Source organism: Neobacillus sp. SM06, from assembly GCF_050496765.1.
Classification (GTDB): domain Bacteria; phylum Bacillota; class Bacilli; order Bacillales; family Cytobacillaceae; genus JAEVLT01.
In genome coordinates, this window is sequence record NZ_JBNWEO010000015.1 from 371,433 (window position 1) to 390,032 (window position 18,600).

13 protein-coding genes are annotated in these 18,600 nt (G+C 39.8%); 12 read left to right on the forward strand and 1 reads right to left on the reverse strand.

Annotated elements, in window-relative coordinates:
• Positions 1-7 precede the first annotated feature (7 nt).
• The 10 genes from tnpA (at position 8) to ACQYAD_RS11480 (ending at position 15,297) form a co-directional block, all read left to right on the forward strand.
• The gene (gene tnpA, locus ACQYAD_RS11435; protein WP_430238263.1) at positions 8-409 is read left to right on the forward strand and encodes an IS200/IS605 family transposase; all 402 of its coding nucleotides are present in this window, start codon (positions 8-10) and stop codon (positions 407-409) included.
• A 15-nt stretch (positions 410-424) separates the two neighbouring features.
• On the forward strand, positions 425-1,711 hold the full coding sequence (locus ACQYAD_RS11440; RefSeq protein ID WP_430238265.1) for an RNA-guided endonuclease InsQ/TnpB family protein: 1,287 nt from the start codon (positions 425-427) through the stop codon (positions 1,709-1,711).
• Positions 1,712-1,895: 184 nt separating this feature from the next.
• Positions 1,896-2,927: a Wadjet anti-phage system protein JetD domain-containing protein gene (locus tag ACQYAD_RS11445; protein WP_430238266.1), complete on the forward strand. Its 1,032-nt coding sequence runs from the start codon at positions 1,896-1,898 to the stop codon at positions 2,925-2,927.
• Entirely contained in the window at positions 2,900-4,414 is a 1,515-nt protein-coding gene (locus ACQYAD_RS11450; RefSeq protein WP_430238268.1) for a replicative DNA helicase, read from the forward strand. Before ACQYAD_RS11445 ends, ACQYAD_RS11450 begins: the two co-directional genes overlap by 28 nt.
• Complete coding sequence (locus ACQYAD_RS11455; RefSeq protein ID WP_430238269.1) at positions 4,401-5,141, forward strand: DUF6063 family protein; 741 nt, start codon at positions 4,401-4,403, stop codon at positions 5,139-5,141. Before ACQYAD_RS11450 ends, ACQYAD_RS11455 begins: the two co-directional genes overlap by 14 nt.
• On the forward strand, positions 5,128-9,549 hold the full coding sequence (locus tag ACQYAD_RS11460) for a hypothetical protein (protein WP_430238271.1): 4,422 nt from the start codon (positions 5,128-5,130) through the stop codon (positions 9,547-9,549). Before ACQYAD_RS11455 ends, ACQYAD_RS11460 begins: the two co-directional genes overlap by 14 nt.
• A gap of 444 nt (positions 9,550-9,993) precedes the next feature.
• Positions 9,994-11,526, forward strand: coding sequence for an NADH dehydrogenase subunit 5 (locus ACQYAD_RS11465; protein ID WP_430238272.1), 1,533 nt, complete (start codon positions 9,994-9,996; stop codon positions 11,524-11,526).
• Positions 11,523-14,141: a DUF2309 domain-containing protein gene (locus ACQYAD_RS11470; RefSeq protein WP_430238274.1), complete on the forward strand. Its 2,619-nt coding sequence runs from the start codon at positions 11,523-11,525 to the stop codon at positions 14,139-14,141. Before ACQYAD_RS11465 ends, ACQYAD_RS11470 begins: the two co-directional genes overlap by 4 nt.
• A gap of 194 nt (positions 14,142-14,335) precedes the next feature.
• Positions 14,336-14,701 (forward strand): DUF2294 domain-containing protein, encoded by a 366-nt coding sequence (locus ACQYAD_RS11475; protein WP_430238801.1) that lies wholly within the window; start codon positions 14,336-14,338, stop codon positions 14,699-14,701.
• Positions 14,702-14,799: 98 nt separating this feature from the next.
• The gene (locus ACQYAD_RS11480) at positions 14,800-15,297 is read left to right on the forward strand and encodes a carbonic anhydrase (RefSeq protein WP_430238276.1); all 498 of its coding nucleotides are present in this window, start codon (positions 14,800-14,802) and stop codon (positions 15,295-15,297) included.
• 74 nt (positions 15,298-15,371) lie between these two features.
• Here the strand turns inward: ACQYAD_RS11480 and ACQYAD_RS11485 are convergent, their stop codons facing one another.
• The gene (locus ACQYAD_RS11485) at positions 15,372-16,154 is read right to left on the reverse strand and encodes a Cof-type HAD-IIB family hydrolase (RefSeq protein WP_430238277.1); all 783 of its coding nucleotides are present in this window, start codon (positions 16,152-16,154) and stop codon (positions 15,372-15,374) included.
• A 284-nt stretch (positions 16,155-16,438) separates the two neighbouring features.
• On the opposite strand from ACQYAD_RS11485, the gene ACQYAD_RS11490 reads away from it, so the two are divergent.
• A complete protein-coding gene (locus tag ACQYAD_RS11490; protein ID WP_430238278.1) occupies positions 16,439-16,819 on the forward strand; it encodes a hypothetical protein in 381 nt (126 codons plus the stop codon).
• A 482-nt stretch (positions 16,820-17,301) separates the two neighbouring features.
• Positions 17,302-18,540: a serine/threonine transporter SstT gene (sstT, locus tag ACQYAD_RS11495; protein ID WP_430238280.1), complete on the forward strand. Its 1,239-nt coding sequence runs from the start codon at positions 17,302-17,304 to the stop codon at positions 18,538-18,540.
• Positions 18,541-18,600 lie beyond the last annotated feature (60 nt).

The window sequence follows — 18,600 nt, forward strand, 5'->3', positions numbered from 1 at the left end:
GATAGCTGTGTCAAAAGTTATCCACGGTAGAGGGTATGTCTATTCGCTTCAATATCATCTAGTGTGGTGTGTAAAGTACAGAAGGAAGGTACTTGTCAACGAGATTGAGCAATCGTTGAAAGACATTCTTATTGAACTATGCAAAGACCACCAGATAACGATCGAAGAAATGGAAACGGATAAAGACCCTATTCATATGTTGATTTCCCTAAAGCCTCAGCATTCTATCCCAACTGTTGTGAAAACCTTAAAGGGGCATTCGGCTAGGAGATTATTTAAACTCCATCCTGAAATGAAGAAATTTCTTTCGGGAGGTCATTTGTGGAATCCTAGCTATTTTATCGCAACTGTTAGTGAAAATACCGAAGAACAGGTTCGTGGATATATCCAAAACCAAAAAGAAAAATGAATGGAGGTGAAACGAATGCTTGAATTAGTAAATCGTGGCTATGTGTATCGAGCTACCCCTATTTCACAAGAAGTAGAAACTTATTTAAGACAGTGTTTCGGTGCATGCAGAAAGATGTATAACCTCCATGTTGCTCATCTATATCATTATTTGGAAAAAAATAACTATCAGGCTGGCGATCCATTACCTTCTTTAAAGAAGATGGATATGCCGACTGTTTCTGAATTCAAAAAACAGTGTATAAATGAGGATAATGTAGCCTATCTGTATCTTGTTGACGCATTTGCTTCTAATGAGGCAAAGCAAAATTTCAACAAGGCGATAACTGCCTTTAACAAAATTGCCAATAAGAAACAATACAAGAAATCCGCCTTAAAACGTCAAAAGACACTAGGGGTAGAACCGACATTTCGTGATTTAAAAGGAATGCCAAAATTCCATTCTCGTAAAGGCAACAAAGCTAGCTACACAACATTTAACCAAAACGGAAATATCTACATGGAAGATGGAATAGTGTATCTTCCCTCAGCACAAAAGTCTTCTGTGAAAGCAGTAGGGTTAAAGCTACATACACATAGACCCTTGCCACAAGGCAGTAGAATTAAAAATGTCACGGTTACTATGAACATAAAAGGACAATTTGGCGTGTCAATTTGTGTTGAATTCCCAAAGGAAATCACAAGCATTGGTACACCTATTCGCATTTTGGGGCTAGATTATTCTCAATCTCACTTTTTCGTAGATAGCGAGGGTAAGAAAGCCAACTACCCTCAATATTATCGGAAAATGAAAGAACGTCTAGCTAAAGAACAACGAGTATTGTCACGAAGAATAAAAGGCTCTAATCGTTGGGAGAAACAGCGGTTAGTCGTTTCAAGACTTCAAACCAAAGTAGCCAACCAACGAAAAGATTGGATTCACAAGAAAGCATATGCCCTTGCGAATCGCTATGACATGGTTGTAGTAGAAGACTTAGACCTTCGTGCGATTGGACAAAACAAGCACTATGCAAAAAACCAGCAAGATAATGGTTTTGGCAACTTCCGCATGTATATAAAATACAAACTGGAACAACAAGGGAAATATTTTGTCAAAGCACCGAAAAATTTTGCATCTACACAATTGTGTTCGACTTGCGGTCATAAGAATACGGCATTAAAAGGAAATGTAGATGTTCGTGAATGGGAGTGCCCTTCTTGTGGCGCGCATCATGACCGAGATCGTAACTCTGCGTTTAACCTAAAACAATATGGAGAACGCTATACTAAAGATGAAATTCTACCAAAAATAGTTGGGGCTTAAATGATATAAAAAAGGTTGCTTGGAGCCTAAACAGTACCTCTAGCGTGGTTTAAAGGGCAAGACACTGGTCTTGTAGTCCACTGTAAAATCTAAAGGTCGTAAGACCTTACAAGCCCGTGATTTCAGTCATGGGTTGTTGACTACAATAGAATTGTACTGGTATGAGTATAGGAGTGTTCGACAATTGGATCAAATTAAAAAAATGTTCATGACAATGAAAAGGAAGACGATCGGGCTTTCGGATCTTGAAAAACTGCTGAAACCTTATTTTCATACATATGAGGAATTTGCAAAGACCGTTTTACACTTTGAGCAAGAAAATATTCTAGTGATGGTAAAATCAAAAGGGAGAAATCACCGGTCTCCCTCATTGGCATTTCAATATCGAATTCAAAAAAGCGAATTGATGAGTGATTATCACAAAGAATTACAGTACTATCGCAGCATTTTTCATCCATCCATTATTCTGGATGAATATTACCGTGAAGACCCGGCAATTTGGAAATCAGATTTGCCTTTCTTGAAGAAAATTGATCACTACTTAAAGATACACTCTTTTCCAAAAGAACAAGTCCCAGCACCTGAAAGAAGCTTTGAAATAGTTGGAGATGAAAAATGGATTATTGAAAAAGGCGGAAAAGAGATTTTGGAAAAGACTGAACTGATGCCTCAGCTAAAGATTATCCCTGTTTCGGAGCCTCTTATGTTCGCGATTAATCCCTCAAAGCTAAATGAAAAAAATCAATACCATTTAATTGTTGAAAACAAAACAACCTATCAGGGTTTGCTGCCAGTCTTAACAGAGACCGATTTTTCAACGTTGATTTATGGAAGTGGGAAGGCTGTTATTAAAAGCATTGAACAGTTCCCGATGCAGTATCCAATCGCAGCAAATCACCAATTTTTTTACTTTGGTGATTTGGATAAAGAAGGAATTTCGATTTGGTTTTCTTTACATAACAAACGAGCTGCTATACTGGCGCTTCCTTTTTATACCGCTTGCCTAGAAAAAAAGGCGGCGATTGGCAAGGAATATCAAACAGAACACAGCACTGCTATTGAGCAGTTTCTTGCTTTTTTTTCAACTGAATTGCAAACGGAAATTCGTTTGCTGCTTGCGGCCGGAAAATACCACCCGCAAGAAACGTTGAAAACAAAAGAATTGCAGAAGATTTGGAGGGAGTCAGATTGGACAAGCATGATATCCAAGACATAACGAATGGTTATCGTGAACGCATGCGGCGGCTCGCCCTTTTTGATCCGCTGTATGAGCTGGATCGGAAGCGGGAACAGGATCAGGCGGAGAAGACGATTGATATGAAGGGGCTCGGCCTTCTTACATTATTATTCTTTTTTGAGCAAAAGTTAATGAGACAATATAAAACCGGAGCCAAACAGTTAGCTGGATTTTTAAAAACACTGACAGAAGCGCACTATCGGATGGAGGAAGCGGATTATGAAAGACTGGCACGGACAATTATTCAAACCTTTCGTCCCACGACAGGGCGAAAACGCAGCTACCCTTTTTTTAATTGGGAAGAGAATTCAGAAGATACAATCGAATATTCCATTTTAAAAGCAAACAATTTTGATATGAAAACGAACGTTCAATATTACACCCTTGATGAGGATGGATTGGAATTAGTTTTTGCGACGAAAGAATTTTATAGTGAGTTTCAATTATCGATTAATCAACTTATGTTAAGGAAGCAGTTGGACAAAGGTGAGTTTAAGGGTGCTCTTAGACAAATTAATGAAATGCGCATTGACGTTGAAAGTCTGGAAGAAAGAATGACAAAACTTAAACATGAGATTCAAAGGAGTATTGTGTCAGAAGAGACATTCGAGCGGTACAAGCAGCTATTGGATGACATTTACGGGCGACTGACAAGAGAAGATGAGGAATTTAAAGAACTGCGGCAGTTTGTAAAAGAAACCCGTGAACGGCTGTACTCAAAAGATGTTCATAAAAAAGAAAGGAAAACATATGATTTAATTCTTACGATTACAAGAGAACTAGAATCCGTTCATTACGACCATTCTCGTTTACTTGAACGAACCTTTGCTTTAAAAAATACGACACTGATTACTGCACAAGAATCACTTTACTATACAGGAATACAGGCATTTAATTTTGATCAGGATATTGTTTCTAACATTATAACGAAACCATTGCCACTTGAAGCGATGTCAGGTATTCTACACCCATTCTTTCAAGTGGAAGAAAATCCGGTTTGGTCGCCTTTAACAGTATTGGCTGAACAAAATATTACCGAGGATCGCGAAGAAAAAGTGGAGCATGGCTTTATTGAAGTAGATCGTGGCAATGCAGAAGATCCGTATCGGAAAGCATTATCGAGAAAATACAAAGAGTTGATGGGATGTTTTTTGCAAGCATACGAGGCAGATAGAGGAAATACTCTGACAGATTTTATTGCTTATTTAGATGAAAACGGCAAGTCAGATGTTTACACACATCGATATTTTTATGCTTTTTGGCTGAACCTCCATCAGCGTTCACCGATTATCAAAGGCAAGTTGGAGAATGATGAAGGAAATACCGTGATCGGTGAAGCATTTTCACTTCTTGGGAATCGAATTTTAACAGTTCGAGAAGGCAGAGGAGTTGTCAAAAGTGTTAAACGCTTTACCATTCAAGAATTGTACATGATATTGGAGGACGAAGCGGATGAACTACTCTGAACAAACAGTATTAAAAGCGTTTCAAATTTATACGAAATTAGCCCGTGATGGGGTAGCAGGCAAGGAAGCCGTTCAGCAATATCGTGCGGATGATGAGATTCGCGGGCTGCTGGATGCATTTGGCCGTGAAGTAGACTGCGTGATCGTGGGGACGAGTGAGCAAATGTTTTTAATTCCTGAAACAAAGCTATCCCCCTTTCATGTTAGTAATGAATGGATTAAGCGCAATTACTTACGATCAGGAGCTACAAATGGCGATATTTATCTTCTCTATTTCGCCACAATCATATTATTTGGAAGTTTCTACGATACGTATCAAAGCCAAGAACCGACCAGGCAGTTTATGCGGTTAGAAGAATGGGTGCGTTTTATTCACGAGCGGATTGATCAATTAAAAACCCATCGTATAGAAGAATTGAAACAATTCGAAAAAGAGTTTTCTTATAATTGGAGTTTGATTATTGAAAAATGGGATGATATGGATGATATTAAAGAAACAGCAAAAAAACAGGCAGGAAATACGATTAGCCGATTTAGCTTTATGGATACCGTGAAAAGGTTTCTTGTTGACCAGGAGCTAATTCAGGAAATTGGCAATGACGAGATCATTTTGACTGAAAAAGCAAAAACGATTGTACAGCGCTATTTTATGGAAGTGGAGTACAATAAGGGGATTTTCGAATTTATTTACGGTTTTGAAAGGAATGAGGAAAATGCCGTCAATTAGTAAAATTCGTTTAACGAATGTTGTTTATGAAGAGGGGAACAAGCGCTATAATGATGAGATCTTTACATTTGACGGCCATAATGGCGCTATTTTACTAGAAAATGGCGGCGGGAAAACGGTTCTTATTCAAACGGCGTTACAAGCAATTTTACCCCATGCTGATTTAGCAGATCGAAAAATAAAAAACACTTTACTCCTAGAAAATGCCCCGGCCCATATTGCGATTGAGTGGATTGCAAATGACCAGCCGCGACGCTATGTTGTTACCGCTGTTTCTCTTTTTACAACAAAACAGGGCTTGGATTCCTTGCGATATGTGTACGAATACGATGGCAGCGATTCAAATGGCATCGAAGGCATTCCATTTGTCCGAGATGGCAGGGAAGGAAAAAGAACTGCTGAGCGTGGAGAGATGATGGACTACTACAGCCACATGCGCGAAAAATCATTCAGTGCACGAACTTTCAACACAATCAAGGACTACAAGCTATTTCTTGAAGAACAATACCATATCATTTCAAGCGAATGGGAAAGCATTGCCAAAATAAATAGCACGGAGGGCGGTGTTGAAGCTTTTTTTGATGATTGCAAAAGTACAAATCAGCTGTTTGACCGCTTATTGATCCCGACGGTTGAAAACTCCATCGTAGGTCATGATCCGCTTATGTTTGCTGATATGTTTGAACAGCAGCTTGCTAATTTTAAAAATTATAAGAAACTAAAAGAAACCCTTGAAGAGAATAAGAGAATCGAGCAGCAGCTGGAACACTATACAGGAATTTATGAAAAATTGCATAATCGAAAATTGGCCTATGAGCAAATAAAACAAAGGGCTAAAGGGACATGGAATGAATTATTCAAGGGAAAACAAAGGTATGTGTCTGAGCAAACAATTACCTTGGAAAAAGTAAGGGAATGGGAAGAGCGCAAACAAGAATACCAAGTAAAAGCAGCATCATTTGAAATTTATGCCGAAGAATTGGCATTCAAACAACTTGAAGCAGCTTTTAAGGAAGCAGCAGTAAAAAAGATAGAATTAGATGAGAGACTTAAACTGCGCAACATAGACTACTTTTCCTTGAAATTGGCTCAACTGAAGTTGGATCGGCAAGAACAAGCAGATTATTTGCAACAAATTCAAGAAGAACTTGAGAAATTTGAGCAAACAGATGAAGCACAGGATTATGAGGAACAGCTGGAAGCAGCGAAGCAAGCATTGCTAGGCTGGTTTTTGCAGCAGCTGGAAATGCTTGAAAAAGACAGTCAGGCACTTAAAATTCAATTACAACCAATTGTCGATCAAGGCGATAAGGCAGAGCAAAAGAAAAAAGAACTTGCTGAAAGTGAAAAGGAGTATCGGAATATCCTTGCAAAGATTGCAGGTGTGATCGACTCACGATCTAAAGATATCGAGCGGCTGAAGCAATTTTTATTAGCGAATCCCGATCATGAACGGGTAAAGGATGAGCTCGAAACATGGCAAACTCGGACACAATTTCTCGATGAAGAAATCATTCGTTTGCTGCAGGAAGAAAAGCAGCTTGTTCTTGAAGAAAAAGAAGCAAATGAACGGAAAGAGGATTTCCGTAAACAATACTCGTCAGCCGAACTGGAAATGAACGCAATAAACTTTGAGCTGAAAGCAATGAGAATGGCTCAGGCAGCCTTAATCCAGAAACTTTCGACTCTGCGTACTCAGTGGGCAGCCTTAGAAGATGTTTATTTATCACAGGAATCGATTGAAAAAAGGCTAGTCGAAACAATTGAGCAGCATGCAAAAGAGAGGGACTCTCTTTTGTACCGCGAACGGGCAGCCTATCGTTTTGAGGATGACTATGGCAAACAAAAAATATTTTTTGGTGATGCATTTCTTGAAGATCAACTGTCCTTATGGAAAAACCAATTTGATTACCTCGTTTCCGGGGTGGAATACGTTCAGGCATTGGAACCTGCGGAAAAAGAACAGGTGCTTTATTATCCTTTATGGCCGATTACGTTAGTGACAACCAATCGAGCAAAACCAAAAGTAATTGAAAAGCTCAATCATCTAGCTGATCAACTGCAGTTTCCCGTAATTGTGGTCACAACCGAAGAGGCGCTGGCTATTCATGAACAAGCAGAATGGAATCATTGGGTCGTGCCAAGTCATTGGGGCAACAACATGGATCGAGACTCCTTTGTGTACTGGAAAGAACAAATCGGTTCTTTTGCCAGGGAAACAACCATCCGCCGGCAGCAAAAAGAAAAAGAAATAAAGCAATGGGAAGATGGGTTAAATGCTTTTATCCAATTTATGGATCATTTTCCATATGAAAAGGAAGCAGAGCAAAAAGAAAAAATAAGTGCATTAAAGAATCGGCTTCATACCCTTTCCGCCCATATCCAACAAGAGGAAGACAACGTAAACCAATTGCGGAACAGAATGAACCAAAACAAAAAAATGGCCGATCAGTTCCGGGAAGAAAAAGAGGGTTTGGAAAGGAAAATTGAAAAAGGTTTTCAATACCTTCAATTTGAAAAAGAAATTGAAGATGAAAGCAAAAAAGAAAGAGAAGCCGTTCTTCGACTTAACCAAGTTTTACAAGAAGCAGCCAGAGTTGACCGGGAACTTGCTGAACTTCATGAAGACCGGGATTACCTCAAAGATCGCATTCACCAAATAGAAGCAGAGAAACGTATAATGCTGGAAGATGATGTCTACTTGTCATTAAAATCTCTAACGCCAAAATATACGAGTGAAAGTAAAAAGCGAATCCAAGAGAAAATGATGTTATTGCAATTGAAAATACGGGAAATTACAATTGCACAGGGAGAATGGCTGGCAAAAAAAGAGGCGGCAGCAGAAGCAATTAAGCGTTTGGATGCTCAAATAACGGATTTACGGAATGAGCATCGCACGATTGATGAAACAAGAGGATTCCCGAAAGATGGCAAGCAGTTGCTGAAAACACTTTGGGATCAGATCATCAGATTAAAGGAAGAAACCGAAAAAGCAGCAACTGAAGTTCAAAAAAAAGGATCAAAGCAGGATAAACAAAGGGGAAAATGGGAAGAAAAAATAGAACAATACAAGCTGCGTTTTCCAACACGTGAAGTCAGTTTGTTTGACAAGTCATTAGAGGAAATTGATGAAGAGTTGCGTAATGAAAATGAAAAGCTAACGGAAAGAAAAATGTATATCGATCAGGAATTGGCAAGGATTGAAAAAGAGTTGAAGACAATTGAAGAGGCAAAACATGGACTTGAACTTTTTGAAGAGGGACATCATTTCAATGCGCCGGATATCGTGCCAATTCCTTTAAATTCCGAAGAAGCTCTTGAATTTTCTTATAATCGGAACCAATTTGTCGGCCTGATTACAGATAAGTTAAAAGGAAACAAAACGCTCGTTGACAAGGAAAAAGTGGAAGTCGAACAGGAACAAAGAAAATTCAGGGAATTTTGCAAAAATGAGATTACGGACATTAAATTACAGAAAATGGCGATAAATGGGGTCGAGACCAAGCAAAATTATCAGGACATTATCGAATTTAAGAAAAACATGCTGTTAAGAATTGAAAAGATTTCCCAGTATGCAAATGAGCATATCCGTAAAAGTGATGAAGAACTTCAACTCTTTATAAATGCGATTCATTCCCATCTAAAAACGCTTGTGGAAGAACTTAAGCAAATCCCTAAGAAAACAAGAGTAAAGGTTATGGATGATTGGAAGCAAATTTTTTCCTTTTCCATTCCAGATTGGGAAGAAGAAACTGGAAAAATGAGAATAAGAGATTATATTGAGTGGATCCTCCAACAATTGGAGTCAGATCGGTTTTTCAACGAACAAGGGATACAAGATGACGGAAAAGTACGGAAAGAAATCGAGATGTGGCTGCAATCTAAACAGCTCCTGCAAATGGTGTTAAATAATGAGGTAATGAAAGTAAGCTGCCGAAAAGTAACAAATGATAATCAAGTCACTACGCGTTCGTATTCATGGGAACAAAGCAATGTTTGGTCAGGCGGTGAAAAATGGAGTAAAAACATGACACTCTTCTTGGGAATTTTAAACTATGTTGCTGAAAAGAAGAAACATATACAGTCGAATATGAAGCGTCACCGCGCTGTTATCCTCGATAATCCTTTTGGAAAAGCTTCAAGTGAACATGTTTTAAGCCCTGTTTTCTTTGTGGCCGAACAACTTGGTTTCCAAATCATTGCTCTTACGGCGCATGCAGAAGGGAAATTTCTTCAAGATTATTTTCCGATTATATACAGTTGCCGGCTAAGAGCTTCAACTGACTTAAACAAAAAAGTCATGACAAAGGAAAAATGGCTCCATTATGCCTATTTCCAAGACCATGAACCAAAGACAATCGAACGACTGGGAGAAACAGAACAAATGGCGCTGTTTGAACTTGACTAGCACAAATTTAGAAGTTTTTATTGAAGACATAAAGGGTTGGCAATGCGATAATCTAATGACCGGCCCGCAAGGAATTCAAGTTTTAAACTTGACAGAATGTTGAATAATAAGTAACATAATAACTGTGAATAATTAATAAAGTTTTAGATAGCTTTAGCATAGAGTTAAAGAAATTGACAATATGAAAAAGTTGATCTATTCATACAAATAGTAAAGGTAGACTATTTAAAAACCCAATATGGGGAGTTAAAAGTAAACCGACAATTTTCAAAGTTTAGTGGCTGAACTATGGCCATTGAATTTCGGGATTGTCGGTTTTTTTGTTTTTTTACCTGAAAACATATGCGGGAGATGTGATGTGCGAAAATAATGTCTTCTGTACGAAAGGTTTGAAAGACAAACAAGTTTGATTATTTTGTATTTTTAAAGGAGGGTGGCTGGAAAATGAATTTCCAATTTAGTTTTTCACTTCCTGAAGTATTTTTTATCCTGCTCGGCGTTTCGTTACTAAGCGGATTGTTCATGATTTTTCCAAAAGTTCCTTTATGGTATGTCCGCATTCATATCGGAGTGATTTCATTGCCGCCAATGACCTCGCTGCTCGCGCTTATCACAGAGCGAGAGAACAAAATTTTCGGGCCGTGGCATTTAGATTCCTTAGCATGGCTCATGGCGGTGTTTGTCCTGACGATCGGATTCGTTGTTCAAAAGTACTCTGTCCGGTATTTACTCGGAGATTATTCCTATCGAAAATATTTTTCTCTCCTGACGCTTACGACGGTGGCTGATACAACGGCATGGTTAAGTGATGACCTTCATTGGCTGCTGGCCGGCTGGGGAATCACCCTCCTTGGATTAACATGGCTCTTAAAATTAAATAAACAATGGTACGTCGCAAAAAAAGCCGGTATGTATGCAGGCCGTATGTTTGCCATAAGCTGGCTGCTTTTATTATCAGCAAGTTTGTGGATAACGCAAATTACTGGACAATGGCAAATTTCACAAGTTCTTACTGCAGATTCGCTTGCTCAGTTTACCGCCTGGGAAAAGACTAGTATCACTCTTCTCCTAATTTTCTCTGTTATGATCCCTGCAGGACAATTTCCATTTCACCGTTGGCTGCTGGATTCAGTAGTCGCTCCAACGCCTGTTTCAGCGGTCATGCATGCAGGAATTGTGAATGCTGGCGGGATTTTGCTTACCCGGTTTGCTCCGCTATTCAGCGGCGGATCCACACAGTTTGTCTTGCTCGCTTTCACTGCTGTCTCCGTAATAATTGGAACGGGAATCATGCTGGTTCAGGCTGACTATAAGCGTCAGCTGGTAGGATCAACGATAGCCCAAATGGGGTTTATGCTGATCCAGATTGCATTACAAGCATATTTGGCAGCAATTATCCATGCTGTCTTGCACGGGTTGTTTAAATCCACTCTTTTCTTGCAGGCTGGGTCTGTGCTAAGACATAAAAATCCAATGTTCAAGCCTGAAAACCGATCGTCATTTTTCCTTACCATCATCGGAGGAAGTCTCGGCATTCTTGTTGGCATAGGATTTTGGCTGACAGCTCCGCAAGAAGGGTACCAATTGGTGAGTTCGATCATCTTGGCCTGGTCTGTATCAATCGCATGGACACAACTTGTTGCAGTTGGAACCGGGCGAATCAGCCGTGTTGTGGGAATATTCGTGCTTGCCATTACGGCAACCGTCTATGGACTGATTCATGCTGCGTTTTATCGGCTGCTCCATGGAGCGATTCAGATTGTCATTCAGCCCCCTAGTTTAGTGACCGCGCTGATTCTGATTGTTTTGTTGGGAAGCACCGCCTTTGGTACTTGGCTGGCGCGCAATCGATCATCGACTGCTTTTGGTGTAATCTATCTCTGGCTCGTACACTTTGGCGAGCCTCACCATAATTTGGTTGAAAGCCATCCAAAGCATTTAGCAAAAATTATGTCTCGAGGAGGTCATTCACATTGAGCACCATATTAGCCAAAACTGTAAATTGGAGAAAAGAACAGGAAGACCTTGCTCTTGATCTAAACGAACTAGTAAATTCAGCAAGCAGGGTCATTGCTCCATACGGCCCGATTCATACATTTGCAGCGCGCAGCCCATGGGCAGAATGGGAAGATCAAACGTTTGAGCAAACGGCCCGAAAGCTCAAAGAACTTTATGATGTTGATTTATATCCTGGTGATTTGATCTTGCAAACTGCATGGGAAAAGGGGGAAATTAGGAAGGAGTTTCTTGAAAAAACTCTACAACAATGGCTAAACACCCAGCGCCTTGAACTCCCAAAGGAGGTTGCGGAACGTTATTGTCGTAATGCCCTTTTACAGGAGCAATCAACTTCGGTTGAAATCCATTCAAAAGAGCTAAACAGTTTGGTAGCAAAACTTGCTCCCCTTGCCCCTAAGAATCGTGATGAATCGGTCATGCGTACCTTCGGTCAGCGTTTGGATATGGAGACAGGAAGTCAAACAACGCAAGAGTTGAATCGCCATATGATCAAATGGTGCAAATTGTTCTTCGATAAGTCTCAGGCCGTTTGGAAAATGCCAAATCGAGAAGAAGGATTTTATCAATCTTGGCGCAGACTTATTCAATACGACCCGGCACTTGACCGCAAAACCCGCAGACAGTTTCATCAATTGCCTAACGAGGCCGGCAGTGCCCTTCTGGCCGCATTGTCGGTGCTAGATATTCGTTATTCAGATGTGCAAGGTTATCTTGAAGCTCATTTGCTCGCTTTACCAGGTTGGGCCGGCACAATTCTTTGGCACTCACAGCAGTCAACAGGAGAAAACTCCTTGTTACTCGACTATTTAGCTGTCCGTATTACAATGGAATTGACTTTGCTTGAACCGCACTTTCCCATACCAAAGCAAATATCCGAGGTCAAAACTAGCATGGAAGAATTGCTTATTGCCTGGGCAAAATGGGGAGGTATGACCATAAAAGAATGGTCATTGCTTCCTATCAACCAGCAAAAGGCACGTCTTGATTTGGCCAACCGATTTGATAAGATGCTCCAGAATCGAATTTGGCTCGAAGCATGGGAAAAAACATATGAGGAACAATTAAGGAAAAAACTTGCAATAAAACAATCGAAACCAGCAGACCAAGTAAAACCTGTATTGGCTCAATTTGCTTTTTGCATCGATGTGCGTTCAGAGCCTTTTCGCCGGAAGCTTGAAAAGATAGGACCATTTGAGACTTATGGAACTGCGGGTTTTTTCGGGCTGCCGATTGAAACGTGCAAGCTAAACAGCCAACATCGTCACCGATCTTTGCCGATTATGTCTAAGCCGCAACTGCAAGTATTGGAAACAGCGTCGGAAGAAGCTTTAAAGCGGCATCAGCGGCAGAAGAACACAATCAGTTCTGTTCGTTCTGTTTTTAAGGAATTGAAATACAATTTGCTTACTAGTTTATTGTTGCCGGAAATAAGCGGTCCTTGGCTGAGTTTGCAAACGCTGCTGCGCAGTATTCTTCCTCGCGGTGCGGGCAGAGCTTTTCAGATTTTAATGGAAAAGTGGCAGAAAAAGCCTGCTGTAAATCTTACACTTGATTATGAACATTCTGCTGATTCAGAACTGCCAGTTGGTTTTACAGAAAAAGAAAAAGTGCAGTATGCTGCTCAAGCGTTAAAGACAATGGGTCTTACCGACCATTTTGCTCCTCTTGTGGTTATTAGCGGACATGGAAGCCATAGTACAAATAATCCTTATGCGTCTGCACTTGACTGTGGGGCTTGCGGAGGAGCATCAAGTGGATTCAACGCAAGGGTACTGGCAGAATTATGCAATCTTGAAAAAGTGAGACAGGAGCTTGTCAATGAAGGTATTTCCATTCCTAAAGAGACGGTTTTTGCGGCGGCAGAGCATGTCACTACACTTGATGACTTCCGGTGGATTTATGTTCCCCAGCTGTCTCCATCGGCTAAAAAGGCATTTGACCGTATAAATGCTGTTCTTCCAATTGTATGTGAAGATGTATGTAAAGAAAGATTGAAGCAATTGCCGAAACTTGGAAATGAACGTAAAATTGCGAAGACGGAGGCACATCGTTTTGCAGAAGATTGGAGCGAGGTTCGCCCAGAGTGGGGACTCGCACGCAATGCAGCATTTATAATCGGGAGCCGGCGGATGACCGAAGAATGTGATTTGGAGGGGAGAGCTTTTCTTCATAATTATAATTGGAGGAAGGATAAGAACGGATCATTGCTCACAAGTATTATTACTGGACCGGCAACCGTTGCCCAATGGATTAATCTGCAATATTTCGCTTCAACTGTTGCCCCGCATTATTATGGAAGCGGAAATAAAACTACGCAAACGGTCACAGCCGGAATTGGTGTTATGCAGGGGAATGCCAGTGATTTATTAACAGGACTTCCTTGGCAATCTGTTATGACATCGGATCAAGAGGTTTTTCATTCGCCGATCAGACTTTTAGTGGTCATTCAGGCACCAAAAGAATATGTAAAACGGCTTCTGGAGCACGTACCAGCTTTCCAGCAAAAAGTACAAAACGGATGGGTTCGATTAGCATCCATCGGCCCTGATGGACAATGGGTAAATTGGACTTAACCACGCTCTGCTGACTAGCGGTAAAGGGGTATGCTTTGCTTTCAATCGCTGAAAGCTAGATAATAGACAGGAGGACATCTTTATTTCAACCAAGTTCAATAGAAAGAAAGTTTTAGCCGGTAATTTTTGGAGGTACAGATTCTTTTAAAGGAGAAGAAAACGGAAAAATGGTGGAAAACTCAAAGGGAAGCGTAATTGTGAAATCAAAAGGGGCAATGGAAGCCGAGATTAGTAAAGCCTTAACACATTGGGAGAAAAATTACCTTGGACGCGGATCGGTTTCAGTGAAAGCAGATATATTGCGGGACATGATCATCGTTGTGCTTCAAGGTATCTTAACACCAGCCGAATATGCTCTATGCAAAGATCGTGAGGGGCTGCTCTCAGTGAAGGAAAACCGCAATAGCTTAGTCGAATCTGGTTTAGAAGATCTAAAAGAGATTGTTTTAACGATCACGGGTCAAGAGGTTTTGAATTTTCATACCGATATTAGTACGCAAAATGGGGAAAGGGTAATGGTTTTTAAACTTTGCAGCGATTTGCAAAGCTTATTATCGTAAAATAGGGATCCTTTTTTAAGATTTGTTAGGTTTTTTTATTCGGCATGGATGGGGGAAAATGGTATAGGACGAAATTTTCATGAAAAGGGGTATAGTTGATGCAGATGGATGGCAAGAAGAAAGTACTCTTTGTTATGGGAATCGGGGATTCAACGAAGCGTATTCTTGAAAAAATGACAAATATTGGACCTCGAAATAGTTTAATTCTACCTAATTATGAATCAGTTATCTCGCCTTTTGGCGACGTGATGAGGAATATTCTTCTTTCAGTTTATCAGGAAAATATCGAAGAAATTTTTATTGTTGTTGGAAAAGAGAATCCAAAAAAAGCGGCAGACATCCTCCGCAAGATACAAGAGCACAAAGAAATGCAAGAGAAAATTCAAACGCTTGATTATCTTTTTAAAAATTGCATGCCAGAGTTTGCAGAAGGGACTATTGTACAATGGCTAACAGGGAGAAAAATAACAAGTGACTGTGCCCGAAAAAGTGTCAATGTTATTCGCAACCATCCCCTAATGCCGTCTAATGTAAATGTAAGCGGCTTGGTTATTGACCCGGAAAATGAAACTCTTTCGGAGATTCGTGTTTCTTAAACACATAAAGGGTGGTTTATTCAGCAAACCTATGATTTCTTGAATATACCACCCGATTTATTGTTAAAACAAAATTAGATTAACCCAAGCTGTTCCAAACCATAAGAGACGCCGTCTTCTTCGGCTGAAAGAGTAACCATATTAGCAGCCAGTTTCACTTCATCACGTGCAGAACCCATTGCAACTCCCAACCCGACTAGAGAGAGCATTTCGATATCATTTAATCCATCTCCAAACGCAACTGCTTCGTCTGGAGCAATGCCCATTTTTTCCAACAATTTAGTCAGTCCGACAGCTTTGTTGGATTTGAGCATATTAACATCGCAAGTTTTTGCCCCAATTGAAGACCACCTTCTGAAATCCAATTCTGGAATCATTGTTTTGTAGTGGTGCTCTTCCTCCGTATCACAATGAAGAAACAACTGGTAGATATCCTGTTCCATCCAAAATTGAGCGGGGGCAAGTTCAGGCTTCCATGGATCATGCATATAAGCTTCAATCACAAATGGATGGTTGATATCTGTTGCCTTAAAGCTCGTCCCTCCTAAAAATGTAAGCGGATGTTGACGATCGACAGCCATTTGTTGAATTTTATTTACTATCTTTTTATCGATGGCATTTTTGAAAACTTCTTTCCCTTTATGTAAGGCATAGGCACCATTGAAAAAGACCATTGACTCCACACCTGTTTCTTGAACAATGGTTTTTGAAAAATAGGGAGCCCTGCCAGTTGCGATGACCACATTGATCTTTTTTTCCTTCAGCTTTTGGATTGCCGCTTTGGTAGCATTGGACACCTTTTTACCATGTGGCAAGATGGTTCCGTCTATATCTAAGATGACAACCTTGTAATTCATTTTCACTCTCTCCTTACGACCCGATCTTCCATTTTCTAATGGGGTATATCATTCTTCTAGTATACCATTAAAAACAAGGATCATTTCTTTGCTTTTTGTAAAAGCTTTTCTGTTTTCCATTAAGCCGATTTTTAATTGAATAAACACTTTGAACATATATGATATAATAAATAAACTCGGAGGTGGGATGATGAATCAGGAACGAATCAGTTTTGAAAGAATAAGTAGTCCCTGCTCATCGACGTCATAACTCTACTGAAAAATATATAAAAAGGAGAAATGCAATGTTCTTAGCAGAACTAAAGCGAGAGGAAAGGGAAGCATTCCTTGAACTGGCTTCTTTAATAGCGTTTGTTGACGGGAATGTATCGATATTTGAGAATTCGATCATTGAAAAATATCAAAGAGAAATGGAACTTGAAGATTACAAAATAGAAGGTCTTGCACTTGAAGACATTCTTAATCGTTTTACAACTGAACGCTCAAAAAACATTGTCTTAACCGAAATCTTACAACTTATTTATGCAGATGGTGTTTTTCATGATTCGGAAAAAGAATCGATCCGCTTAATAAAAACTCATTTTGGATTCGATCCGAACGAATTTGGGAGTTTTAAGGAGTGGATTGTGAAAATTAAAGAATTATCGAAATCACTTGAACGTTGAAATAGGGATATAGTGGTGTTGAAGGCTTTTTATTCGCTAATCAGTATTTATATCCATAAATTCTGAATGCACGACGGTCAAGGATAAGGAATTCTTCGGGGATGGCCTAGTCAGGCGAAAGGCACAGGACGTGCTGTTTTGAGCATGATAAGGGCAACTACGCTCATGAACCGCCAAACGCTCGCCAATCGGCGAGTTTTCATCTATATTTAAGAGGAAATGAACAATCTGAATCAAGCTTCTTTCATTCAACCCTTGACGGCTGTTCTTCATTCTCAAATAAATTACGTAAATTATAAAAACATTCTTTTTTAAAATATTTTTTTGGTAGGGCCTCCTAGTAGAAATTGTTATTCTAAACGAAAATTAACTCTATTGTAATATATCAAAATTTTCATTATAATACTAACTATTAGACTAAATAGAGTCAAAAAACGATTTGTAAAAGAGTTTTTTTGACAATTTAAAAGGGGGAATATAATTTGAAGAGTTTTATACAAAAGTGGAATCAATTAAGTCTTGTTAAACAAATTTTGATTGGTTTGATCATTGGGATAATTTTAGCTCTAACCATTCCAAATACGGCCAAGCCGATTGTTATTTTAGGGACTTTATTCGTCGGGGCACTAAAAGCCGTTGCCCCTGTCTTGGTGTTTTTCTTGGTTATGTCTGCCATTGCACAGCATAAGAGCGGACACAAAACGAATATGAAAACCATCATCTTCCTCTATCTTTTAGGAACCTTTTTAGCTGGATTGATAGCCGTTATTGTCAGTTTTATTTTTCCTGTGAGCTTGACTCTGGTAAACGGAGCCAAGGGTGTGACGGCTCCTGGAGGGATTACGGAAGTACTGAAAGCATTGCTGCTAAATGTTGTCGATAATCCCGTAAAAGCGATTTTTAATGCAAACTATATCGGTATCTTATCTTGGGCGATTCTGCTTGGATTTGCATTAAAAAATGCAGCAGATACGACAAAAACGATGATTTCAAATGTTTCCGATGCTGTTTCCAAAATTGTTACATGGGTTATCCGCTTCGCACCGCTTGGAATTATGGGTCTCGTGTTTAACTCGATTACAACAAATGGGATTGAATCTTTAATAGGTTACGGAAAGTTACTGGCGGTTTTAGTTGGCTGCATGCTCACTGTTGCGCTTGTCGTTAATCCAATCATTGTATTCGTGAATATCCGTCAAAACCCTTACCCGCTTGTCTTTAAGTGCTTAAAGGATAGCGGGATTACCGCATTTTTTACCCGCAGTTCAGCTGCAAACATTCCGGTAAATATGAGATTATGCGAAAAATTAGGCTTAGATAAAGATACGTATTCTGTTTCCATTCCTTTAGGGGCAACGATTAATATGGCAGGTGCTGCCGTGACTATTTCGGTATTGACACTGGCAGCGGTTCATACTCTTGGGATCCAAGTTGATATACCGACCGCATTTATCCTAAGTGTATTGTCCGCTATTGCTGCTGCCGGAGCTTCGGGGGTTGCAGGTGGATCCTTGTTGCTGATCCCACTAGCTGCCAGCTTATTCGGAATTTCAAATGATATTGCCATGCAAGTGGTAGGAGTTGGTTTCATCATAGGTGTTATTCAAGACTCTGTTGAAACAGCCCTTAATTCATCAACAGATGTTTTATTTACTGCAACGGCCGAATTTAAAAAATGGCGTAAAGAAGGAAAAACAATCAACATCCAAAAAGGATCATAAGGAAAAAACCTTCTATTAGGGGGATAGCGCGCTTATAAAATCAACTCATGAAACAAAGCC